The sequence below is a fragment of the Chryseobacterium potabilaquae genome (genome assembly GCF_902728265.1).
Classification (GTDB): domain Bacteria; phylum Bacteroidota; class Bacteroidia; order Flavobacteriales; family Weeksellaceae; genus Chryseobacterium; species Chryseobacterium potabilaquae.
Genome location: NZ_CACVBR010000031.1, coordinates 19,187 through 44,567, shown reverse-complemented (window position 1 = coordinate 44,567; position 25,381 = coordinate 19,187). Strand labels below are relative to the sequence as shown.

Sequence of the window (25,381 nt, the reverse complement as noted above, 5' to 3'; positions counted from 1 at the left end):
AGCAGAGTCTTTTAATGCGAAAATCAAAAACTTTAGATTGCAACTAAGAGGGGTAAAAGACAGAACCTTTTTCTTATTCAGATTATCCAAACTTTTTGCATAGCCCCCAACTTTTGCGCCTGATCCATTAAAATCCTGATTATCAAATTCATATCAATTAAAAATATTTAAAAATTTAATATTAGAAATAAAAAAAGCCAAACTTTACGTTTGGCTTACAATCAATATCAAAATTTATTATAGAATTATTCTATGGGATGAAAAAAGTTAAGATCCTTTTTAAACCTAGGGACCTCAGACGTACCAATCCAGTTTCCATTCCATAATGCCAATTTTGCAGGATCTCTTTCTATAATTCTACGGATTGGAATACACGAAAGTTCCCATAGCCCCGTATGAGGATTATAGTATAAGTAATTAACAGCATCTATTTCTCCTTTCAGTTCATCTCCTCCATAATCCGAATATTTTATTTCCCCATAAATCTGACCTTTAAACTTCTTCTTAAACTCTTCATATGCAATTCTATAACTACCTGGACTTGGGAAATGCCAAACTCTAAAAGTAGCATCATCACCCTCAGGCTTCGTTACTATCAAAGCACACCCATTCATTTCTCCAGTAAGAACATATTGAGGATCATTCGATGATGGAGATATCTTTACCTCCACATTTCCAACAGTTCCCCAAAAGTTAGAAGGATCAGGATTGGTGAGATATGGAAAGTAATACGCCTTTCCCAAATGAATGCCTTTAGCAGGAGTAAAGCCGCGCTTAAATTTAGCTACCGGCAATATCGCATTAAATGGGAGATCTCTAAAATATAAAATTTGGACCTCCTCTAAAGAGGTAAGACTCATAATTGGTGTTGCTAATGCTTTCTCAGAAGCAACTTTAAAGTTCAAAGAAATTGGATTTGGGTTATCCCAAATTAAATCTTGATCATTTTTTACATTCTTATTTTTATCCATAAGATATGCGTCTTCAAATCTATTCATAGTTTGTAGTTTAAATGTTTGTTACAAAAATTAAATTATTTTAATGGTCTTTTTAGATGTGTGAAGTTTCAAAAAACTAATTTCTATTTTGTTGGCACAAACATTCAGACGCTTATTGAAGATTTAGAATAGAAACTTTTAATTCTTTTGACCGAAAAATATTTCACTAATATATGAAAAATATTTAATATTTTACAATAAATTAAGAAATTAATTTAAAAATAAAATCCAGACTTATATGTCTGGACTGAAATATCTACATTTAAAGTTCTGATACTATTCTATGGGTTGTAAAAAATTTAGAATTCTTTTAAATCTAGGTACATTCGATTTTCCGGCCCAGTTTCCCATCCATAGTGCTAATTTTTGAGGGTTTGTTTCTATAATTCTCTTGGTTGGAATGCATGTAAGTTCCCATTTGTTTATACTACTATTATAGTAGAGATAATTAACCCCATCTATTTCTCCTTTCGATACATCTCCTCCATAGTCTGCGTATTTTATTTCTCCAAAAATTTGTCCTTTAAACTTCTTTTTAAATTCATTATAGGCCGTTTTATAACTATCCGGACTTGGAAAATGCCAAACTCTAAAATTACTTTCATTAGATGATTTCGTTACTATAAGAGAGCATCCGTTCATTTCTCCCGTAAGGACATATTGAGGATCATTATCTGTAGGTAACAACTTTACTTCTACATTTCCTACAGTAGCCAAAAAGTTGTTAGGATTAGGATTTGTTTTATAAGGAAAATAATACGCTTTTCCTAACACAATACCTCTGGCAGGTGTAAACCCTGCTTTATAGTTTGCTGCGACAGGTAATATGGCATTAAATCCTATTTCTCTATCTCTAAAATATAAAATCTGTACTTCTTGTAAAGAAGTAAGCTCATCAATGGGTACATTCAAAGCCTTCTTTGAAGCAGCTGTAAAATTTAAGGAAATTGGATTAGGATTATTATAAATCAGATCTGATGAATTATCTACCGATGCCGCTCTATTCATAGAAGAATGAGTCGATTCATTGAGTATTTCTGAATCAGAATTAGCATTACAAGAAATCGCAGTCGAAACGACAAAAAGACCGAACAATAGAATGTTCTTTTTCATATTATTTTAGATTTTAAAAATTAGCATTAATGAAATAAGAATTAGGTAATCTAATCCTCATACAACCTATGGAAATTTGTACTATGCAAAGGTATATAAATATAGATTTATTAAAGTTTTCTCTATTTTATTCATGTCGCTATATGATAAAAACTAGATTTATTAAAAAAATAAATTTATTTAATAACAAAAACATTATTGATTAATATATATCACTTTTTTCCTGAGAAAAAATACTTTCCTTTAAAAACATGATATTTAACAGATATGAGCTTATTAAATAAAAGTACCGACTTAAAAGCCGGTATAAAGTGTAAATGTTTAATCAATTATGTTTTTATAGTTCTCTTTTCAAGAACTTTCCTGTCAAACTTTTCTTGGATTTTACAATTTCTTCGGGGGTACCTTGCGCTACAATCTGTCCTCCATGCTTTCCTCCTTCTGGCCCCACATCGATAATATGATCTGCTAATTTTATTACATCCATATTATGTTCAATAATAATAAACGAATTCCCTAGCTCCACCAATTGATTAATAGCCTCCATCAAAATTTTAACGTCCTCAAAATGTAAACCCGTTGTGGGTTCATCAAGAATATATAACGTATTTCCCGTTTGTCTTTTTGCTAATTCAGTCGCTAATTTAATACGTTGAGCTTCGCCTCCCGAAAGAGTCGTAGATTGTTGACCTAAAGTAATATACCCTAAACCAACATCTTGTAATGTTTTTACTTTCGCAAAAATCTTAGGAATGGGTTGGAAAAATTCAACGGCCTCATCAATCGTCATATCCAATACATCTGAAATAGACTTTCCTTTATAACGGACTTCTAATGTTTCTCTATTAAAACGCTTTCCATTGCAAGTTTCGCAATGAACGTATACGTCGGGTAAGAAATTCATTTCAATAACTTTCAAACCACCACCCTGGCAAGTTTCACATCGACCTCCTTTGACATTGAAAGAAAACCTCCCCGGTTTATAGCCTCTTATTTTACTTTCCGGCAATTCGGCAAAAAGGTTTCTAATATCCGTAAACATCCCTGTATAAGTAGCAGGATTTGAACGAGGGGTTCTACCAATTGGTGTTTGATCTACATCTACTATTTTATCAATATTTTCAAGACCTTCTATTTTTTTGTAGGGCAAAGGCTCCTGAACAGCTCTATAAAAATGCTTGTTAAGAATGGGATATAAAGTTCCATTAATTAGAGATGATTTCCCACTCCCAGAAATCCCAGAAACAACAACTAATTTTCCTAAAGGAATATTCAATGTTACATTTTTAAGATTGTTTCCGGTCGCTCCTTTCAAAATTATATTTTTACCATTGCCTGCTCTTCTTTCTGCGGGAACTTCAATTTTTCTTTTCCCATTAATATATTGCGCTGTAATAGTATCTGCTTTCAATAAATCCTTAGGCTTTCCCTGCCATAAAATCTCCCCTCCAAATTTTCCTGCTCTTGGGCCGATGTCAAGTACTTCGTCCGCTTCCAGAATCATATCTTTATCATGCTCTACTACCAATACAGAATTCCCAATATCCCGAAGATGTTTTAATGAATGAATCAATCTTTCATTGTCCCTCTGATGTAATCCAATACTTGGTTCATCTAATATGTACAAAACATTAACCAATTGGGATCCAATTTGTGTTGCCAACCGGATTCTTTGAGACTCACCTCCCGAAAGGGTTTTTGAGCTTCTACTCAAGCTTAAATAATCTAATCCTACATCTAATAAAAACTGAAGCCGGGTCTCAATTTCTTTTAAAATTTCATGAGCAATAATTTTATTTTTTTCGGAAAATTTATCTCTAACATGCTGTAGCCATTCTTTCAAATCTACTAAACTCAATCCATTGATTTCAGCAATATTTTTTCCATCTATTTTAAAGCTTAAACTAGATGCTTGAAGGCGTGTTCCTTTGCATTCAGGACATATTTCTTCTGTAGTAAAATGTCTCTCTAGTAAAATAGCTTCATATGACTCTCTTTCGTCAATAATTTCTTCCATAAAAGAAATCAAACCATCAAAATTTATTTTAATTTTTTTGGTAATTCCCGCATACTTTAAGTCCTTATTAAAATCTTTATGACAACCGTTATAAATATAATCTAAAGCCTCCTCCGGAATATCCTGAAAAGGAGTTGTCAATCCTAAACCAAAGATTTCAAGAATACTTTTAATTTGAGAAATCACCCATTTATTAGACTTTATGTCCTCCAAAGGCAATAATCCCCCTTGATTAATTGATAGTTTAGGGTTTTCGACGAAGTAATCGGTATTAATTTTCTTAATAGTTCCTAATCCTTTACAACCATGGCAACTTCCTTTGGGTGAATTGAATGAAAAGGTATTAGGTTCAGGTAAAGCTAATGAATGGCCTGTTTCTGCATCCATCAAATTCTTTGAAAAATACTCAATATCTGTGCGTGCTAATTTCTGAATTCCAATAATCCCTTCTCCCATCTCCATTGCTGTACGCAAAGATTTTTCCATTCTCCCCTCAGAAGCGCTTTCTCCAATAATCCAACGATCAATTACAATATCAATATCATGGGTTTTATAGCGATCAAGTTTTAAATCATACTCAATATCTTGTAGTTCTCCATCAATTCTAGCCTGTCCATATCCTTTTTTAGCCATTTGAACGAAAAGCTCATGATAGTGTCCTTTTCTAGAACGTACAACCGGGGCCAACAACATGATCTTTTCACCTTTATAATTTTCTTTAATCGTTTCAAGGATCTGTTCTTCAGTATAGCTTACTAATTTTTTTCCAGTGGTCAAAGAATAAGCGTCCGAAACTCTCGCATACAAGAGGCGTAAAAAATCATATAATTCGGTCACCGTTCCTACAGTCGAACGCGGGTTTTTATTGGTTGTTTTTTGCTCAATAGCAATTACAGGAGAAAGACCTTCAATTTTATCCACATCCGGACGTTCCAAACCACCTAGAAACTGCCGTGCATAGGCAGAAAACGTTTCGATATAACGACGCTGACCTTCAGCAAAAATGGTATCAAATGCCAATGATGATTTTCCGCTTCCCGAAAGTCCTGTAATAACGACTAATTCATTCCGTGGAATTTTTACATTAATATTCTTAAGATTATGCTCGCGAGCACCGTACACTTCTATATATTCTGTTGATTTGCTCATAATTCAGTGTGATTATACCTGAAAATCACGATGTGCAAAATTACGGAATTTTATGGAATTTTATGCGCTAAAAAATAGTATGAATTGTTACTTATTTCAATGTTAATAGTAAACTATTAATCTTATAAAATTTCTAATATTTAATTTTTTAGCAAGTCTATCTCTTCATTTAGGATTTTAACACGATATTCAATACCATCGATTGCTTTTGAAATGATTTGCTTTTTAAGAATATTGGCCCTATTTTCCCAATACACTTTTCCATAGAATGAATAGTTCTTAGGAATAATTTCCACCTCGACAGTCCTTACAAAACCTTCCTTTGGCTTATGGCTAATCATTGTTCCTCTTTTCACATGTATTTCCTTAAGTTCATCCTTTAGAACCATTCTACAGTAGTTTTTTACATCTTCAAGAGAAATAATTTTATCTCTTGTTGTCATAGCATATCGATAAGCTAGCACAGCATCTGTTCCTTTTTGCTCTTCAGTTCCTCCAATGGTTTCTGTTAATAAATTAATTGTTTGTGAGTTCAATTGATTAGACAGTTCCGTTCCGGCACGCATATGATTGGCAAGAGTGCAATGAGTAACCCAATATGAGGCAAAAGTATGGTCCGTTTTTTCAATGGGCTCCATAATCACATAATTAATTTCCTGTCTACTATTTTTCTGGACATTAGCAACCTTTTGTGCTATTGCTTTCATTTTATCGGATAATTCACTTAGAACTCCCCTCACATTATCTCTATTTAAAAGAGAGAACGCTGCAACTTCATCCCTAGTCAGCTCTAGCACATTTGCAATCATATCAACGGCATTTCTATTGGTAAATCGCTCCATTGCTCCTTTTCTTACAGTATATAATCCTTTTTTAAGATTATCTGTAGGAGTAAAAGGAATTTCGGTATATTTCCTGCCTTCACCATCTTGTACTTCCTCTACATATAAGAAATGTTCGGCATTGTCTGTTATTAAGGGGATATTATTTCCCATAATATCCAAACTATACTCTGTTTTTTTCCAGCCTCTATTATACACTGGAAAAGCGTTCAGCACAAATAAAAAGTTATCTAACATTTCCGCTGAAAACTGAGGAGGAAACTCTAAAGTCAGCCATAGATATTTTTTTTCTTCAATACATTTTGTAATCTCTACTCGATCTTCAAGAAATGTAAGGTTATGAGGAAGTTTTCCTTCTTCGGTAATTAAACCTTCAGCAATACCTGTAATCTCTATGAATTTATCACAATAAATACCTTTTATCTCTTCTATAATTTTTGTTTGTATAGATTGTTCATGAAATATTTGTTCATAACCTTGCCACTCATTATTCTTTAGATAAGTCAATCCTTCTCTTACTGATAAAGGTTTTCCATCACTTGTAACTTTAAGATAAGGCAAAAGTTTATATACAAAATCCAAATGTTCAAAAGCTGGGTTGAAGCAGTATAGGCTTATAGAATCTGGAAAATTCTCATTTATATATTTCGTTGTATCAATTCCTAGTGTAATTTTTCTGTAATCCTCCGGTTTTACCTGAAACCTTGATATGGGAATTTTATTTAATTTTTCATCAATACTATAGCATGTATTTCCCACAATCATAAGACCTGTTTGAAGTTTATTTATTTTAATATTCCCTACAGGTGTAAAAGGTATATTAATTTGTGTATCAGATTCTGATTTTATAGTGGATATTATATGTTTTCTAAAGAAAAATTCTGTATGTTCCAATACAATTTCAAATGATTCGTAAGGTTGTGTAAAGGCAATCCCATGGGCGGGAAAAGGATATGTATAGGTAGAAGGCGTTAAAAGCTTAGCTAACTTTTCTAAAATTCGGGCATTCACCGTTTCGATTTCATTATTCGCCTTAAACATTTCTGTACTGAATGCATCAATTAATAGCTTGACAAAAGGATCCAAAGATTGGGGACTTTTTAATCCCCATATTTTGGTTGCATTTTGAAGCATTCTTGCCTTTATTGATTCTTTAGAATAAATATTTTGGTTTAGGTTCATAAGTGTGTTAAAAGTATTAATCAATAGACATTGGGCTTAAGAATATTTCAGTAGTAAAGCTGAAACGTTCTCCTGTAGATTCCATTTTAGCATTAATAGCAATCTTTACTTTTTTTTTGATTTCCGTATGTTCTTTAGTATCATAACTGTGTTCTACAATTTGAACGTGTGCATCAATTTCTGCTTGAACAATTCTAGGCTCATATTCTTGTATCTGTTTTTCTAAACTAGAAATAAAGGTACTTTCCCAAGCGGCACTTGTAACTCCATTATCAAATTCAAGATTCCAAACATCGTTTCCGTAATTTTCATCAGATCTATTTTCACCTTTTTTAGTAGTAATTAGCAACATAATATTGTGTGCAATACTTTCTCCTATGTCACAAGTATCAATACTACTTCCTTCGGACATTAATGCGGATGGAATAAAAGGCATTCTGTAATTGGGTATGTCCATATAAACTTTATTTACTTCATATTCATAATCTATCTCCACTTAGTGAAAAAGAAAGCAAATTAAACATTTTTTCAGGGAATAAAAATTTGGATATAAAAAAATAACGACTTCTTTTGAAGCCGCTATTTAAGTTCTAAAAAAATAATATTCTAAATTTAATTATTTAAAAATTAAAATTATTATTCAGTATTTTTATTCTTATTGATAAAGTAATAAACAGGTAGTCCTAACAAGACCATTACAAAACCCGGCCAAGTATATTGTTGTTTATAAATCAACAGTAAAATACAAAAACCAGCTCCTAATATTAAATAAATTATAGGAGTTATAGGATACATCCAAGCTTTATAAGACCTTTCTAAGTGAGGTTGTTTAACCCTTAGGTAGATAACACCAAATACTGTAATCATATAAAATAGAACAATTACAAAAGAAATCATATCTAGCAAATTACCATATTGACCACTTAAACATAAAAGTGATGCCCATACCCCTTGCATCCACAAAGCATTGGCAGGAACTTCGTTTTTATTATTTTTTTCTGCTTGCTTAAAGAACATTCCATCTTTTGCCATGGTTTGGAAAACCCTTGCCCCGGCTAGAATTAACCCATTATTACAACCAAAAGTAGAAACCATTACCAATAAAGCAATAATGCTTGTTCCTATACTTCCGAAAATGTAATGAGAAGCTGCTACCGCTACTCTATCATTTTCAGCAAAGGCGATAGAATTTCTATCTAATGCATTTAGGTATACATAATTAACAGCTATATAAAGAATCATTACAGCAGATGTTCCATAAATCATTGATTTAACCACATTTTTCTTTGGATTTTCAATTTCTCCCGATACAAAAGTTACACTTTCCCAGGCCACCGAACTAAATAAAGAGCCGACCATTGCCGCTGCAATTCCTCCCATAAGAGTCATTCCTCCAATAGGTTCCCAACCTTCTTTAAGGAAATTTCCAAGACCATCTTTTTTAAGATTATTAAAAGAATCAAACCCAAAGCTAAAGTTTTCGGATAAATGAGAGATATCTACAAAAATAAAACCAGCAGCAATTAAGCCTAATAAAGCAATAATTTTAGAGCCTGTGAAAATATTTTGCAGTAATTTTCCACTTTGTACCCCTCTTGTATTAATGTAAGTAAGCAAAAGGATAATAAGAATAGCAAGAACCTGCATCCAAGTGATTTTAAACTCTCCGCTTTGAAAAATAGGAGCCGCATCATTTAATGCCGGGATTAAATATGCTGTAAATTTACCAAAAGCCATTGCAACTGCTGCGATTGTTCCTGTTTGGATAATAGTGAATAAACCCCAGCCATACAAAAAACCCATTTTTTTACCGAAAATTTCTTTTATATAAGTATACTGACCTCCTGCTTTAGGAAATAATGCAGAAAGTTCCCCATAACTTATTGCAGCCGCCACAGTCATTATTCCTGTAATAACCCAAACAACGATAAGCCAAAATCCGGAGCCCAGATTTCTCATCATATCTGAACTTACAATAAATATTCCACTACCAATCATTGAGCCCATTACGAGCATGATGGCGTCCCAAAGTTTTAGTTTTTTTTGCATAATCAAATGTCTAGTATTTATATCAAATATAAATAAATATGTGCTTGTTTTTAAATATTGAGTAAACTTTAAGAGAAAATATGTTTCTTCTTAATTTTTTACACATTTTGATTCAAATTTTATTAGTATTTTTGAGAAAAAGATTAATAAATGAAATTTAGAATCATATTATTTGCGTTAAGTGTAAGTGTATCGTCACTAGCTTTTGCCCAGGAAACATCTAATAAAAAAGTATCTCCTCCAGAAGGAAATGCATTAATAGGCGATACCTATGGAGCAGGTATTGCTAACAAATCTCTATCCGATGCCATTAGTGTAGATAAGCTCAATAAGAAACTTAAAAAAGAAAACAAAAAAATTGAAAATGTAGCCATCAAAGGAAAAGTAACTGATGTTTGTGAGAAAAAAGGTTGTTGGCTGACCATTCAAACAGAGGATAATTCTCAATTTTTTGTAAAAATGAAGGATTATGCGTTCTTTGTTCCTACTGCTTTAAAAGGTAAAAACGTAGTATTAGATGGAAGCGCTGAAAGAAAAATCATCTCGATTGATGAACAAAAACATTATGCCGAAGACGCTAAAAAACCTCAATCCGAAATTGATGCTATTAATCAACCTAAAGAAGAAATACGATTTGTTGCCAATGGTATACAGGTAGTGAATTAATACATGATAAAATTATAGAAAAATACAAGCGGAATGATTTATTCCGCTTGTATTTTTATTCTATTTTAAACTCCATGATCGCATCTAGTTTGGGATATTTAGTAGCAGAAATTATCTTCTTTCCGGTGCAGTCAATTTCTAACCAACCTTTTCTTTTTTTTATATCTCCGACTTCCATTACATACGGAATAAACGAAATTTCATCTTTCCCATCTTCTTTTATTTCTTTATACTGAACTGCGACATCAAGAATACACTCATAGGTCGTATTTAGTTTTACATTTCTATAAACAACATCGTAATGAGTCTCTTGATTTTGGGGAATTTCAAGGTAAATTTCCCAATTATTAATCCCAAGATTTAACTCACTCATTCCTTTTAAAGCATAGTAAAGCGCAATCGTATAATATTTTCTTGTTTCCTTTCTCATATAATCTCCAACAAAATGCCCTCCTTCAAATAAAATGGTAGGCATACCGCTCTTTATAAAATTATCACCCGTGGAAGTTGGATAAAATTCATCAGAGTATCTCCCAATCTGATGGGGAATCATATCTTTTATATTCTGATAAATATAGGCAATGACTGCCATACATTTTTTTCTGTTATCTGTAATGCTCCTCTCTATATTTTCAGAAGGAGCTAGGAAAGATAATGTGGCTGGGTGAACACCATCGGTAGTAAAAATAGTTCTTTGCTCATGAAGATTCAACGCATAATTATATTTCTTTGTAGCGACTATTTTTTTAAGAATTTTTATTTCGGGACTTGCCTCATTATGAAAATCGCGATTAAGATCAATATCCATAGCATTTAAACGAGTCCATTTTTCAGAACCATCTGGGTTTAGCATAAAAATAAAATCTAAACTGATTTTATCAAATAGTTCCTTTTTTAATATAGGAGCTTTATCTAAGCTTACTAATAAATCTAGTATGGCATGAGTTGCGTTAGCTTCATTTCCATGCATTTGTGACCAAGCCAGAACTTTAATCCTTCCTTTACCTATTGTCAATTTGTAAATAGGCTTATCCAAATATGAACGACCAATCTCTTCAATACAATCACTGAGATTTCTCTGTAGATAAGAAAATAGTTTTTCAGGAGAAATATAGCGATTAGGAAAATCTGGATTCTGGGAATAAATATGTTCAAAGTTCATTATAAATAATTTACAAGAGTCAAATTTAAAAATTTTTATATAAATAACATAATTAACATTTGTAACTTAGTTAAACAATGTAAAATGCCATAATGTCTGTGGATAAAATTGTGGATTGCGAAAAATTCAAATGGATATTACTAAATATATAATAATCAGGAATTTATGTATTTCATCTCAATAATAATATTAAATATACTTTAATAGGCAAAACCTTATTTTTTCAACATTTGAGTATTAATATATTAAACACAAATAGATGTGGAAAAACAAATAAATTAATAAATATACAAATGTAAACTTGTTGATAATTGAAAATTTGTCTCTTAATTTTAGTCTATCCCACCAATACTGACTTTAATACAAATCCGATCCCTATTTGATATAAGTATTGAGTATGCTTCCTTTATACAAGGGTATTTATCTCTTAAATTAGTCGTTTTTTTATATTTTTAGATAGATAATCACATACTTATGTCTTTTTGGCCAAAATATAGCCTTTTAGTGTTTATTGATGGTAGTTTATATCTATTCAATTTTCAAATTTTACCTTCTTCTCTATTTTAAAGAGAAAAGAGATCTAGTGAGTTAATTATGGAAAAAATGTTAAATAAAAAAACTTGGATTTTTGAAGTGAATATATAAATAATTAAATATCAGTTAATTACCTATTTACATTTGTATATTTACAAAGTTATATTCTTTCCATTTCTTTAATTTGCATTTGTAAATTATATTATTTACATTTGTAATTCAATTAAAAGCTTATTGTATGAGTCTAAATGATAGAATTTCAAAAGTAATAGAGTACTCACGACTAACATCATCAGAATTTGCTGATGAGATTGATGTGCAGCGTTCCTCCATTTCTCATATTACATCTGGTAGAAATAAACCCTCTTTAGAATTTATCATAAAAATTAAATCCCGATTTCCAGAAATTTTATGGGATTGGCTTGTGACAGGTGATGGAGAAATGCTTAAATCCGATTTGGAAATAATCGATGATTCTATTGAACCATTTGAAGAGGAAGAAAAACCTAAAGCGACTCCTCTGCCCGATCTTTTTGCTATGATGAAAAATAATAATGATTTTGAAATAGAAGAACCCCATTATGAACCTATAAAACAAAATCCACGAGAATCGTCTATCCCATCCCCAAGTAAAGAAGAAGAAAAAATATGCGATTCTCAGCCATTAGAAAATTTTCCTCGTGAAAATAAAACTCAAAAAACTGATAATCAAGAAAGTAAGATAAAACGAATTGTTATATTTTATGAAAATGGAAAATTTGAAAGTTTTGAGCCATAAAATTGCCTGATTAAACAATTAACCAGGCAAACAATATTTGAAGAAAAAAACTAAGGTTGTGTTTTATAAGGTTGATAATATTATATTCCTTTATAACCTTCGTAATTATAACTATGCATCAAAATGATTTATACTAAAGTTAGCAAAATAATACTAAAATAACAAGCTTTACACATATAAAATATCTATTTATTATATGCTTGAGATAAATCGATTTTAATTATTTAACTAAAAAATCCCTACAAAAATTTTGCAAGGATTTAATAGTAATTATTATGTATTATATTACTTTCTTCTTTCTAATTCTCTTTTAATAAGTCCCAATTCTCGTCCGGTTTGCCCAGCGACCGAAGTATTTTCTTGAGCTCTTCTTGTAAGATAAGGCACTACATCTTTTACAGGCCCATACGGCAGATATTTAGCAGCATTATAACCTTTATCCGATAAAAAGAAGGTGATATTATCACTCATTCCAAATAACTGTCCAAAATAAATATGTGAATCATCGTTATTCAATCCTTTAGCCTTCATTTTATCCATGACCAATTCAGAAGAAATTTCATTATGAGTACCAAAAAAAGCAGAGACTTTATCTAAATGGTTCATTACAAAATCAATTCCGGCATTATAATTTTTATCAGATGCTTCCTTATTGGGTTGAATGGGATCGGGATAGCCTTTTTCAACTGCTCTTGCCCTTTCTTTTTCCATATAAGCGCCTCTTACAATTTTATACCCAATATAATACCCTTTTTCTATGGCTCTTTGAAGGTGTTCTTCCATATACTCCAGCCTTCCTTTTCTATACATCTGAATGGTATTCCAAACAATAGGTGTCTCCGTATTATATTTCTCCATCATTTCTTCACATAGACTATCAGCTGCATCCTGCATCCATGTTTCCTCCGCATCTATCATTACTTTTTTATTACTTTCATGACATAGTTTACATACTTCATCAAATCGTTTTACAACATTATCCCATTCTTGCTTTTGGCTAGAAGTAAGCTCTGCTTGCTTACCTACTAATTCATATAAATCAATTCTTCCAAAAGCAGTAGGCTTAAATACAATAAAAGGAATTGCAGGATTTCCAACAGAAAACCTTACAATATCTTTGATTTCTTTACAAACAGCATCAAAAGTTTCTTCATCTTCTTTTCCTTCAATAGAGTAATCAAATATACTTCCTACTCCTCTCTTAAATAACTGTTTTACAACTTTCATGCTTTCTTCGCGTGTCTCTCCACCACAAAATTGTTCAAATAACGTTTTTTTCACAATTCCGCTAACAAATGGAAAATTATTATGAACAGTAAAGTTAAGAACTGAGGTTCCAAGTTTGGTAAGGGTAGGTTGTTCAATCATTTTAAACATCCAATACGCTTTTCTTAATTGTGCATCAGATTTGTCGGCAAATGCAACTTTAGTATCATTAAAAATGGGCATTCTTTTTAATTAAATTTATTGTTGCAAAGGTAAGGAATTAAGCTAAATTATTTTAATCTATAAATCTGTTTTCTATTCCATTTAAAAGCATGGCGATAATACCAATGAATACCCATAAACGAAGAATATTTAAAGTAACTAATTTACTTTTTCTAGAATAGTCTAAAAGTAAATATATACAGAAAATAATAATAAATAATCCTAAAATAAAATAGTAAGCCATGAACCCTGAAATTCCCATTTTATAAATAATTTTCATAGATACAAGCATCGTCACTATTAATAAAGCGATGATAATAATTTTAGTATTTCTACTTTTAAAATAATTAGGGATTGTGTTATATCCAAAAGCTTTATCTACATTTTTTGTAAGAATGTCTTTCACTATATCAATGCATAAAAGAATCAGGAATAGAAAAATAGCCATAAGAAATATTTTCCCTGAGAATGTCTGATAATATACCATCATTCCAAAAAATGGGTACAAAGTGAGGCTTACGAAAGTAAAATTATTAAGAATTATAATCCGACTTAATTTATGGCTATAAAACCACATAAAAAATTGATAAACGACAAAAAAAACAAAAACTCTATGAGAGATCATCCAGGCCACCCCCAATGAAACAACACATAAAATTAAATAGGCATATAAAAAGTACTTTTGCTTAATGAATTTTTGTATTCTTGTTCTGAATGGTTTTACGATATGATCTTTTTCTAAATCGTAAAATTGATTAATAATACCTCCTGCAAGAATGGTTAAAACCGTACAGAAAATAATACCATGTACTTTGAAGTCAAAAACAAAATTTCTGAATGACTCTTCTTGGTTAAAAAGGAAAAAAGTAGAGACATAAAGAGCAAAGGTAAGTAATACTGCTATAAAAAAACGAGCTCCTAGAAGAACTCCTAGAAACTGTGAAAATCTATATAATAAAGATTTTTTAATAAAGTTTTGTTGTAAAATTTCTTTTTCAGAATTCATCCACAACACTATTTAGAATCTATAGATTACTTCTTTATGGAATCCATCAAGCATTTTTTCAGCTTTTTCATAATCTTTAGTAAAACCTAAAATATATCCACCGCCGCCGCTTCCACACAGTTTTAAATAGTAAGCATTAGAGTCCAATCCTTTTTTCCAAATATTAAAAATACTTTCCGGGATCATAGGACGAAAATGTTCATATGCCCAATGCGAAAGTTTTTTTAAATTTCTAAAGAACGGATTCATATCTTTTTTTAAAAAAGTATCAATACATGCATTATTGTAACGGATAAATTCTTCTTTCAATGTTTTACGGAAACCTTCCGTTTTCATTTTTTCAAAGAAAATTTGGATCATAGGACCTGTTTCTCCTGTTATACCTGAGTCTATCAGGAAAATCGCTCCTTTTCCTTCTTCTCCTTTAGGGATAGCAACTTTGTCCATGTTCTCTTTATTTTCAATAAGAATAGGTAAATTCATGTAACAAATCAAAGGATCCATTCCTGAACTTTTCCCGTGAAAATAACTTTCCATTTCACCAAAAACATTCTTTAGATTCTTCAAATTATCTTTCGAAATATTTTCAGGATTATGTTTTTTTATAGAATATTTTTCAAAAATAGCCGCTACTAAGGCGCCTGAACTTCCCACTCCATATCCTTGAGGTATATTAGAATCAAAAAAGAGTCCATTTAAAATATCTGTTTTAAAGCGCTCAATATCCAGAACAAAATCATTCATAAGAACTAATTTTTCTAAATATTCAGCATATTTCTGAAGATGAATATTGGATTTTTTTTCAAATTCAGAACCTGTTTCAGAAAATTTCAAAGTTCCCTTATAGAAGCTATAAGGAACAACAAGCCCTTGAGAATCTTCAATCATCCCATATTCTCCAAACAGAATTATTTTTGCATAAAATAGTGGGTTGGTCATCTTGATAATAAATCTTTTTACAAATTTAAAAATTATTCCGCGGAATCTAAGCAAAATTCAAGCCGAAATGTTTTATGTTAAATAAATTAATACGTTTTACAACAAAATTTATTATTAAAATCCTATTGTATAATAAGTTTTTTATTAATTGTTTGATTTTTCATTCTTATGGTCATTATATAATTTCCCGCTGCAAATGAGGAAATATCTACATCAAATTTATTTCCTTTATAAGGTACATCACCTTTGATTAGTCTTCCGGATTCGTCATATATTGTATATGATTTTACAATTTCTACCGAAGAAACTGTAATGGTATTTTTTGCTGGATTTGGATAAATATTTACCATTTTATCTTTTACATCACCTTCTTCAATTGCCAGGAAGTTGCATGAAAAATTAGCTTTCCATCCTGCATCCGTAACATCCGTATCAGAAACAAACTTAATCGTAATAGCTCCTGTAGAATGCGTTGAAGTATAAGGACCAGGTATAGCATTTCCCGTAACCTCATTTCCATTTGAAAATAAAGGAGATGATGTGGATGGCCCGTTATAAATATACATAAAATCGTAATCTTTTTCTAATGCAAAATCAGGGAACATTAAAGTGAGGGACGATCCTGAAGTTGGATAAAAAGTTTTTATGAGTATTTCATTATTTCCATAATTACCAAAATCTCCTCCTGAGTCTTTGAGTGGTATACTATTACACCAATCAGCATCTGTCAAAAATATTCTAGATATAAGATATGCATCTGCCAAGGAACAAGAAGTTCCCAAATATAATCTATAATAAGTTCCAGGTTGAAGATTAGTCATATTAAAATTGGGTGAATTGGTATTTCCTACTGACACTAAAGTTCCGTCTATTGTGGTAAGTTTATACTTCCAAGAAGAAGATATAACATCATTAATAACTACACCTGCAGAGTTTTGTGTAATATTAACAAAGCTAATATCTGTAATTGGCATTCCACAAGAGGTCGTACAATCCGTACCTAAACACGCTTTGGTGTCAATTGTATTTCTAATCAATTGTGCTGGTTGAGGCCCAAAACCATAACTAAAGTTAATACCTACTCCAGGAATAAGATGACAATAACTCATAATAGTTCCCGAGGAAGGAATTACACCACTGCATCCTTCATTATAACCTGCTTGTGCTCCGCATCCATCAATAGCAGTATTATTTCCATTCCAAGCACATGCATGAGTATGAGGAGACCCTAATCCATGCCCCATTTCATGAGCCATAGCCCCTACCGTCCAAGAATACACTGGAACATTGGAATAGGTTTGAGAAACACCAGAATATGCATATCGATACTCTGTACAAAGAGAATTGAGATAGGCTACACTCGTTGTTGAAGGAGAATTAATAAGATGTGCTAAATCTCCATTAAACGTGAGTCTTGTATTTCTAAAATTATTTAAATTATCATTGGGAGTTCCTGTATAAGGATCTTGCGTTACCCATACAAATATTTCACTTAAAGCCGTTTTAATATCATCATTATAATAAAGTGTTGCAATATTATTATGAATAGCGGTCAACCAATTCGTTACTGTTGTGATATCGGAATTGTTATTTTGGTAAGCAGCAAAACAAATCTCATAATATACCCTTACACAGTTTTGGCTCATTGCCACATTTTTATTTACGCTTTTAAGATCAGGAGATCCATTTAATTTATCTTGTGTTTTAAATTCATCAACACCACAAATAAAAGGATTTTTTCCGGTTAATTTTGATTCGGAATAACTTACAAAATCATCTGAATTTTTTACTTTTCCCACCACAATGTTTCCCAATTCCGGAGTAGAAGCTATACCTACTACATCATTTTCAAAAAAACTGAAAGCAACAATAGAGTTAAAATCTCCTTTTACAATCCCTTGATAATAAACTCCCGGATTATAGGATAATATTTTTCCTTCATTGGTCTGTACTCTAAAATGATCTGTGAAAATATTATTTTTAAGTAATTCAATAGTTATATTTTTATTCCCATTAAACGGAAAAGATATCTCTAAAGACTCAGGCTTATCTTTTAGAATTTCTTGCAATACAGCATAATCAATATTCATTACACTGATATCAGTAGCCGCTTTTTGATAGATAGGAAGTTGTAAAGAACGGGGATTAGACTCAAACAATGAGTATGATTTAAAAGAAGCCCCTGCTTTATGGCTTTCTGATATTTTTTTAGAAATTGGATTCAAATGTTGTGAAAAAACCTGAATCAAGCACAGAAACATGCTAAAAAAAATAATTTTTCTACTCATTTTATGTTTTTTAGTACTATTTAAATTTAGTAAAAAAAACATACACAAGACAAAAAAAATATATTTAATAAACATATTTTTTATTATAGCATATTAATTTAATTATTCCATGCATCATAACACAAATAAGGCCTGGATTAAATAACCCAAACCTTATTTTAATTTTTCGAATCTAATATTTATTTATATGTTATCTTTTAATTAATTTTTCATTTATTGTTTCTCTTTCAGTTTCAATAGAGATAATATAGCTTCCAGTATTTATTGAAGAAAGATCCACCTTGATATTATTTCCACTTAATACTGATGAAGAAAGTACCAATCTCCCTGATTCATCATATATTTTATATGATTTTAAACGCTCCATAGAAGAAATAACAATTACATCTTTAGCAGGATTCGGATATATTTTCACATTATTCCCTTGAGATTTTATATCATTATTTTTCATATTCATTGGCATTCCTTGTGAATAACCATTATTAGTTAAAAATACTTGAGATTTTTGATATTCATTTTTACACTCAGGTGTTATAAATAATTTATAGTATGTACCCGATTGAAGATTAGAAATATTAAATTGTGTACTACTTGTAATTCCATCTTTAATGATAATTCCGTCCAATGTAATTAATCTATACTTCCAAGTATTTGATCCTGTTCCATTAAAATATACATCTGCAGAGTTGTGCGTAATATTACCTATCCCCATACTACTAACAGTACCTGTACAACCTCCTTCTTCTCCGCCGCCACCACCAGTAGGTGGAGTTGTGGTACAACCACTTCCAAGACATTGCTTTGAAGCGATCGTATTTCTGATTAATGTTCCTGGTTGATTTCCAAAACCATTACTAAAATTAATACCTGCCTGGCTCATATGGCAATAACTCATAATTGTTCCCCCTCCTGAAGGAATTGACGCATTACATCCTCCTCCATATCCGGCATAAGATCCGCAAGCATCAATCGCTGTATTATTTCCATTCCAAGAACAATCATGGGTGTGAGGAGATCCTAAATTATGTCCTATTTCATGCGTTACTACTCCTACTGTCCAAGAATAGGTAGGAACATTTGAATAGTTTTTAAAAACACCTGAATATCCATATTTAACATTTGAACAAAGTCCATTTAAATAAGCAACACCAGCTGATCCCATATCTACTAAATGGGCTAAATCACCATTAAATGAAGTTCTCTGGCTTCTGAAGTTATCAAGGTTACCATAATAAGGATCTTGATTACTCCATATATGAATCCCACTCATAGAAACACTAATCGCGTCATTATTATAAAGAGTTACCACATTATTATGGATGGCTGTCATCCAATTTGTAGCAGTTGTTGTATTATAATTATTATTCTGATATGTTCTGTAAGTAAGTTCATAAAATATTCTTACACAATTATTTGATGCTCTACCAGCCATCTCTTTTGCTTGTGGATCATAGGATATTTTCTGAGCTTGATTTTCTTTCAAGTCATTGGCTCCACAAATATTAGGATTCTTACCCGTTAATGTGGATTCTGAATAACTTACAAAATCCTCTGCATCTTTTACTTTTCCTACTACAAGATTGCCAAGATGGGGTGTAGAAGCTATTGCAACTACATCATCATCAAAAAAGCTAAATCCTACAATAGACTCATTATCTCCTTTTACGATTCCCTGATAATAAACTCCAGGAGTATAATTTATAGCTTCTCCCTTTCCTGTTGTTACTTTAAAGTCATTCGTGAAAATTTGATTTCTGTACAACTCCACTGTAATTTTCTGATCACCTCTAAAAGGAAAAGATACTTCTAGAAATTCAGGTTTTTCATGTACTAGTTTTTTTAGTTCTTCTTTTTTTAATTTTAGAACTGAAATATCGGTTGCTGTTTTTTTGTATTCAGCTAATTTTTTAGAAGTATTATCTACTTCAAACAGTTCAAATTTTTGAAAAGTTTTTTTCTCTTTATGATAATTTGAAACCTTTTGGGCAACGGGTTTTAGCTGTTGCGAAAAGCCCCAAACAGAGCATAAAAAGACACTGAAAATTAAGATTTTTTTTGTCATAGTTGATATTTTTTATTATTGATTCGAATGGCAAATAAACAAAAAATATCAACAATAAGTGAATAATCACCACGCTTTTTAAGATTATAACGTCATATTGATAAAAAAACAGGATATTGATTAAAAATTTAAATCAATATCCTGTTAATGGGCTAAAAAATATAACTGTTTCACATAAAGCCAATCTAATCAAAAGATTGTGGTGCTCTATGTTTATAGAGTTTCTTTGTTCTTTAAAATTTTAACTCTTAAAAATCTTATCAAAATAAGACCAATTCCAAAGAACAATGTCATCGAAAGTGCAGCAATACGCATATTATTGAAACGTTCAATTAATGTTGCAAAAATAAACGTCCCTATGATAATGGCTATCTTTTCTAATACATCATAAAAACTAAAATAGGTAGTGTTCTCCATAGAGCCTTCCGGAAGTAATTTGGAATAAGTAGATCTAGACATAGCTTGTAATCCTCCCATTACTAATCCGACCACTGCAGCAACTCCATAAAATTGATATTCTACAGTAGGATTCTCTTTATTCAAAAAGTAAGCCCAAAGACAAGCCACTATCCATAATAGGATTGCTATAGAAATTACATTCTTATTTCCTATTCTTTTAGAAAGTCGAGAGAATATTATAGCTCCAATAATCGCCTCAATTTGAATCACTAAAAGCGTTCCTATCAATTTATCCTGAGCCAGATTAATCTCACTCTTTCCAAATAAAGTAGCCATTAGAAAAATGGTTTGCATTCCCACACTATAAAAGAAAAAACTTGAAAGAAAAAATTTCAGATTTTTGTCTTTAAAAAGATAACTTCCCACTTTAAATAATTCTTTAAAGCTTTCTTTTGCAATATCTTTATAGAAATTGATATTATCTTTTAACACTTCAAAAAAACCACCTTGCTCTTCATGCTTCTTAAAAATATTTTTATAGTTTAATAATACGAGTTCTTTAGGAAGCTCTTCTCTCACATCTCCAAATTGTGGTAAATGTTTAAATGTATATTGAGAAAATCCAAACCACCATGCTCCTGTTAATAAAAAGCTTATTCTCGTAAACAAAAGCTGCTGTTTTTCACCTTTTGCAAAAACTTGAATTAATAACAGGCATATAATCACTAAAATAACTGAACCTATATAACCATATACATATCCTTTGGCAGAGAGGGCATCTTGTTTATCTTGGCTGGCAATATCCGGCAAAAATGAGTTGTAGAATACCAAACTTCCCCAGAAACCCACACTAGCCATAATACTGAAGAGAAGTCCCAAGAAAACATTATGCATGCCTGTAAACATAGCTAACCCCATACAAGAAGTTGCTCCAAGGTAACAGAAAAATTGTAAAAATGATTTTTTATTTCCAATAGTATCCGCTAATGAAGATAAAAATGGAGATAATAAAACGACAATAAAAAAGGATATAGTTAAAGAATATCCATACACCGCATCAGGCTGATATTCTTTTCCAAAAATCTTAATCATATATCGTACAGGCACATCAATCCATTGTTTTGTCTCAGGTACATATTCTTTCTTCTCGTACATAGTCGTAAGAATAGAATAATAAATAGGAAAAATAGTAGATGTTATTACTAAAGAATATACAGAATTTGCCCAATCATATACGGCCCAAGCTTTCATAATCTTGGGATTATTTTTGATGTTTTTAGGCTGTTGTTTCTCAGTTTCAGACATTATAAATAAAATTAGTATCGCAAAAATAAAAAAACCATTAAGAAATGAATAGATTTTTTAAAAAAATTATCGATTTCTTAATGGTAAAATATTCTCTATAAGAATATTAGAGCTTATATATTTTCAATAATAATAGCAGAAGCTCCACCGCCGCCATTACATATAGCAGCTGCTCCATATTTTGCTTTGTTTTGTTTTAAAATATTCAGTAAGGTTACAATGATTCTTGAACCAGAGCTTCCTAGTGGATGTCCTAGCGCCACTGCTCCTCCATTTACATTAACTTTAGATGCATCTAACCCTAAAATCTTATTATTCGCTAAACCTACCACCGAAAATGCTTCATTAAATTCGAAAAAATCTATCGCTGATAATTCCATACCTGCTTTTTTAAGGGCAATTGGTAACGCCTTTGCCGGAGCCGTCGTAAAGTTTTCAGGCTCATGCGCAGCATCTGCATAAGAGATAATTTTAGCTAAAGGAGTAAGTCCTAGCTCTTCCATTTTTTCTTTAGAAACAAGAATTAACGCTGAAGCACCGTCATTTAATGTAGAGGCATTCGCTGCTGTTACCGTTCCCTGCTCTTTTTTAAATACAGTCGGAAGGCTACCAATTCTGTCAAAATTCACGGCTTTATATTCTTCATCTTCAGCAAAAATGATAGGATCTCCTTTTCTTTGAGGAATTTCAACTGGTACCACTTCATTATTAAACTTCCCTTCTTTCCAAGCATTTGCTGATCTTTTATATGATTCAATAGCAAAATTATCCTGTTCTTCTCTAGATATATTATAGTCTGTTGCACACTTTTCGGCACACACACCCATATGAACTTTATTATATACATCCGTAAGACCATCCAACATCATTCCATCATTCATCTTTATATCTCCAAGTTTTGTAGCTACTCTTGCATTATAATAATGAGGAACCAATGACATATTTTCCATTCCACCTGCTACTATGATATCAGCATCACCTGCCTTAATAGCCTGTGCTGCCATTGTTACAGCTTTCATTCCCGAAGCACAAACTTTATTTATAGTAGTAGAGGGAGTTTCAATTGAAAGACCTGCGCCCAAAGCCACCTGACGCGCAGGAGCCTGCCCCTCACCTGCTTGCAAAACGTTTCCCATATAAATTTCTTGAACCTCTTTAGGGTCAAGATTAATTTTATCCAATGCTCCTTTTACTGCAACTGCTCCCAACTTTGTAGCTGGAACTGTCGATAAACTTCCCATAAAACTTCCCATTGGAGTTCTTACTGCGGAAACGATGAAAACTTCTTTCATGTTGTATATTTTATTTTATATATTTTAATTATTCTATCATCTTTAAGAAAATGATCTATTATGATATTTCAATTTTCTTTTTTTGGGAGAAAAAAAAATTAAAATTGCTCCTAAGAACTCAATAGCCCAACCCCATTTTAATTTCACTATGCCTACAAAAGTTTCTTTCCATGACTGGAATGGTAAAAAACTAAAATATTGTAAAGATTGAACTTTTATAGCAACTAAAGTAAAAAGGAATAAAAAGATCAATAATACAGCACAGATTTTCGAGAGTGTTACATTTCTATTGACGATTCCAAACAATGCACCTACTGAAAAAGCCCAACACATAATAGCCAAATTATGATCTAATTTCCAATAATTCCAGTTTCCTATAATAGGAATGTGTACCAATGGTAAAAAACTACCAATCACAACCAATAATAATCCTAATAGCTGAATATTTCTCATATTTCTTAAAGTACCAAAATACAAAAAAAATCAGATTTAAAAACATGCCGTATTAAAAACACATTTTGAGCTCATACACTCTATTTACATTAAAAATTTAACAATAAAATTACTATTTCAATAACAAAAATTAAAATTATTTGCTTACTTAAAAAACACGGTCCATTCTTTTAAAACTTATTTTCCTCCTTAATCTGTTCTTATATAGGATATTTGAGTTAAAAAGCACATAAAATATTCTTTTTCCGATGAATGAAAGACGTCAAAAGTATCGGATATAAAAAATGCACTTTTATAAAAAAATGCATTTGAAAATATAAAAATCGATAAATAGATTAATGTTTTATAGAAGAAACTTCTTCAGGATTATGTTTGTGCTTAAACAGAATTGCAAAAAGAATAGCAAGAATCAATGCATAAGCAGCAAAGGACAACCATATCTGATGCCAATCTTTTACCATAACTATTGAGGATAATGTTCCATCTGCATTTATTGCTGAATTAAACCCTTTTTTAAGAACTTCTAAAAATGCAGGATCATTAGTTGATGTTTCTAAATAAGCAGACAAATCTGACGCCTTTATAAATTTGTGTGTAAAAAATTTATCTATTGCCCAACCCGCAATATAGCTACCGAAAACTGCTCCGAAACCATTTGTCATCATCATGAATAGACCTTGTGCCGAAGAACGAATTTTTTTATCTGTTGTTGTCTCTACAAAAAGTGACCCGGAAATATTGAAAAAATCAAAGGCCATCCCATACACAATACACGAAAGGATGATCAAAGATAAACCAAACCCATCAGGAACACCATATGCAAAGAATCCAAATCTTAATACCCATGCAATCATTGACATGAGCATTACTTTCTTAATACCAAACTTTTTTAGAAAGAATGGGATTGCTAAAATAAATAAAGTTTCCGAAACTTGGGAAATAGACATTATAATTGTTGATCGCTGCACTACAAAAGAATTTGCATATTTAGGAAAATGTTCAAATTCACTTAAGAATACATCTCCATAAGCGTTAGTTAATTGTAATGCTGCCCCCAAAAGCATTGAAAACAAAAAAAACAAAGCCATTTTATAACTTCCAAATAGTTTAAAAGCATTTAAACCCAATTGTTCTGTAAGTGGAGCATTTTTATTTATTAATTTTTGAGGTGGGCATTTAGGTAAAGTCAATGCATAAATCCCCAAACATATAGCCACTGCTCCGCCTATATAAAATTGACCTTCTGTTGCTTTACTCCCTGTTAGATTGGTAATCCACATCGCTACAATAAAACCAATTGTTCCCCATACTCGGATAGGAGGAAAATCTTTCACCACATCTAGATCACTATTTTTTAGAATAGTATAAGATATAGAATTAGCCAAGGCTATAGTCGGCATATAACAACACATAGCAAGAAGCATAGTAGTAAAGAAAGAATTGGGATCTGCGCTATGCGGAAGAATAAAAAGGATTATCCCATAAAGAATATGTAGTAATGAGAAAATTCGCTCAGCATTTACCCATCGATCGGCAATAATTCCTGTAATAGTGGGCATAAAAATAGAAGCTATACCCATTGTTCCAAAAACGGCTCCAAATTGAGTTCCATCCCAATGTTTTGTTCCAAACCAAAAATTGGCCATTGTAATTAGCCATGCCCCCCAAACAAAGAATTGTAGAAAACTAAGTATGGTAAGGCGTAATTTTAAATTCATA

The 25,381-nt window shown here is 31.4% G+C and carries 18 protein-coding genes; 2 read left to right on the top strand and 16 right to left on the bottom strand.

Features of this window, described 5'->3' with window-relative positions:
- Positions 1-245: 245 nt before the first annotated feature.
- The 6 genes from CHRY9293_RS14045 to CHRY9293_RS14020 all read right to left on the bottom strand — a co-directional run bounded on the left by CHRY9293_RS14045 (position 246) and on the right by CHRY9293_RS14020 (position 9,350).
- Positions 246-998: a hypothetical protein gene (locus CHRY9293_RS14045; RefSeq protein WP_162033554.1), complete on the bottom strand. Its 753-nt coding sequence runs from the start codon at positions 996-998 to the stop codon at positions 246-248.
- A 276-nt stretch (positions 999-1,274) separates the two neighbouring features.
- Complete coding sequence (locus CHRY9293_RS14040) at positions 1,275-2,111, bottom strand: hypothetical protein (RefSeq protein WP_162033553.1); 837 nt, start codon at positions 2,109-2,111, stop codon at positions 1,275-1,277.
- 337 nt (positions 2,112-2,448) lie between these two features.
- On the bottom strand, positions 2,449-5,277 hold the full coding sequence (uvrA, locus tag CHRY9293_RS14035; RefSeq protein WP_162033552.1) for an excinuclease ABC subunit UvrA: 2,829 nt from the start codon (positions 5,275-5,277) through the stop codon (positions 2,449-2,451).
- Between the two features lie 140 nt (positions 5,278-5,417).
- On the bottom strand, positions 5,418-7,301 hold the full coding sequence (locus CHRY9293_RS14030) for a type VI secretion system baseplate subunit TssF (protein ID WP_162033551.1): 1,884 nt from the start codon (positions 7,299-7,301) through the stop codon (positions 5,418-5,420).
- 16 nt (positions 7,302-7,317) lie between these two features.
- A complete protein-coding gene (locus tag CHRY9293_RS14025; RefSeq protein ID WP_162033550.1) occupies positions 7,318-7,758 on the bottom strand; it encodes a GPW/gp25 family protein in 441 nt (146 codons plus the stop codon).
- A 179-nt stretch (positions 7,759-7,937) separates the two neighbouring features.
- The gene (locus CHRY9293_RS14020) at positions 7,938-9,350 is read right to left on the bottom strand and encodes an APC family permease (RefSeq protein WP_162033549.1); all 1,413 of its coding nucleotides are present in this window, start codon (positions 9,348-9,350) and stop codon (positions 7,938-7,940) included.
- A 150-nt stretch (positions 9,351-9,500) separates the two neighbouring features.
- On the opposite strand from CHRY9293_RS14020, the gene CHRY9293_RS14015 reads away from it, so the two are divergent.
- Positions 9,501-10,016, top strand: coding sequence for a DUF4920 domain-containing protein (locus CHRY9293_RS14015; RefSeq protein ID WP_122547456.1), 516 nt, complete (start codon positions 9,501-9,503; stop codon positions 10,014-10,016).
- A gap of 55 nt (positions 10,017-10,071) precedes the next feature.
- Here CHRY9293_RS14015 and CHRY9293_RS14010 read toward each other — a convergent pair whose 3' ends face one another.
- The gene (locus CHRY9293_RS14010; RefSeq protein ID WP_162033548.1) at positions 10,072-11,178 is read right to left on the bottom strand and encodes a M14 family zinc carboxypeptidase; all 1,107 of its coding nucleotides are present in this window, start codon (positions 11,176-11,178) and stop codon (positions 10,072-10,074) included.
- A 772-nt stretch (positions 11,179-11,950) separates the two neighbouring features.
- Here CHRY9293_RS14010 and CHRY9293_RS14005 point away from each other — a divergent pair.
- Positions 11,951-12,490 (top strand): helix-turn-helix transcriptional regulator, encoded by a 540-nt coding sequence (locus tag CHRY9293_RS14005; RefSeq protein ID WP_162033547.1) that lies wholly within the window; start codon positions 11,951-11,953, stop codon positions 12,488-12,490.
- Positions 12,491-12,775: 285 nt separating this feature from the next.
- Here CHRY9293_RS14005 and CHRY9293_RS14000 read toward each other — a convergent pair whose 3' ends face one another.
- The 9 genes from CHRY9293_RS14000 to CHRY9293_RS13960 form a co-directional block, all read right to left on the bottom strand.
- Entirely contained in the window at positions 12,776-13,939 is a 1,164-nt protein-coding gene (locus CHRY9293_RS14000) for a proline dehydrogenase family protein (RefSeq protein WP_162033546.1), read from the bottom strand.
- A 52-nt stretch (positions 13,940-13,991) separates the two neighbouring features.
- On the bottom strand, positions 13,992-14,924 hold the full coding sequence (locus tag CHRY9293_RS13995) for a UbiA family prenyltransferase (protein WP_162033545.1): 933 nt from the start codon (positions 14,922-14,924) through the stop codon (positions 13,992-13,994).
- Positions 14,925-14,936: 12 nt separating this feature from the next.
- On the bottom strand, positions 14,937-15,863 hold the full coding sequence (locus CHRY9293_RS13990) for a mevalonate kinase family protein (protein ID WP_122547461.1): 927 nt from the start codon (positions 15,861-15,863) through the stop codon (positions 14,937-14,939).
- A gap of 122 nt (positions 15,864-15,985) precedes the next feature.
- Positions 15,986-18,151 carry a M12 family metallo-peptidase gene (locus tag CHRY9293_RS13985; protein WP_162033544.1) on the bottom strand — a complete coding sequence of 722 codons (2,166 nt, stop codon included), beginning with the start codon at positions 18,149-18,151 and terminating at the stop codon, positions 15,986-15,988.
- A gap of 190 nt (positions 18,152-18,341) precedes the next feature.
- Positions 18,342-20,213, bottom strand: a complete 1,872-nt coding sequence (locus CHRY9293_RS13980) for a zinc-dependent metalloprotease (protein ID WP_162033543.1) — start codon at positions 20,211-20,213, stop codon at positions 18,342-18,344.
- A 213-nt stretch (positions 20,214-20,426) separates the two neighbouring features.
- Positions 20,427-21,917: an MFS transporter gene (locus CHRY9293_RS13975; protein WP_122636589.1), complete on the bottom strand. Its 1,491-nt coding sequence runs from the start codon at positions 21,915-21,917 to the stop codon at positions 20,427-20,429.
- A 113-nt stretch (positions 21,918-22,030) separates the two neighbouring features.
- Positions 22,031-23,209, bottom strand: a complete 1,179-nt coding sequence (locus tag CHRY9293_RS13970) for an acetyl-CoA C-acyltransferase (protein WP_162033542.1) — start codon at positions 23,207-23,209, stop codon at positions 22,031-22,033.
- A 42-nt stretch (positions 23,210-23,251) separates the two neighbouring features.
- Positions 23,252-23,662 (bottom strand): hypothetical protein, encoded by a 411-nt coding sequence (locus CHRY9293_RS13965; protein WP_162033541.1) that lies wholly within the window; start codon positions 23,660-23,662, stop codon positions 23,252-23,254.
- A gap of 335 nt (positions 23,663-23,997) precedes the next feature.
- Positions 23,998-25,380: a nucleoside permease gene (locus CHRY9293_RS13960; RefSeq protein ID WP_162033540.1), complete on the bottom strand. Its 1,383-nt coding sequence runs from the start codon at positions 25,378-25,380 to the stop codon at positions 23,998-24,000.
- Between the last annotated feature and the right edge of the window lies 1 nt (position 25,381).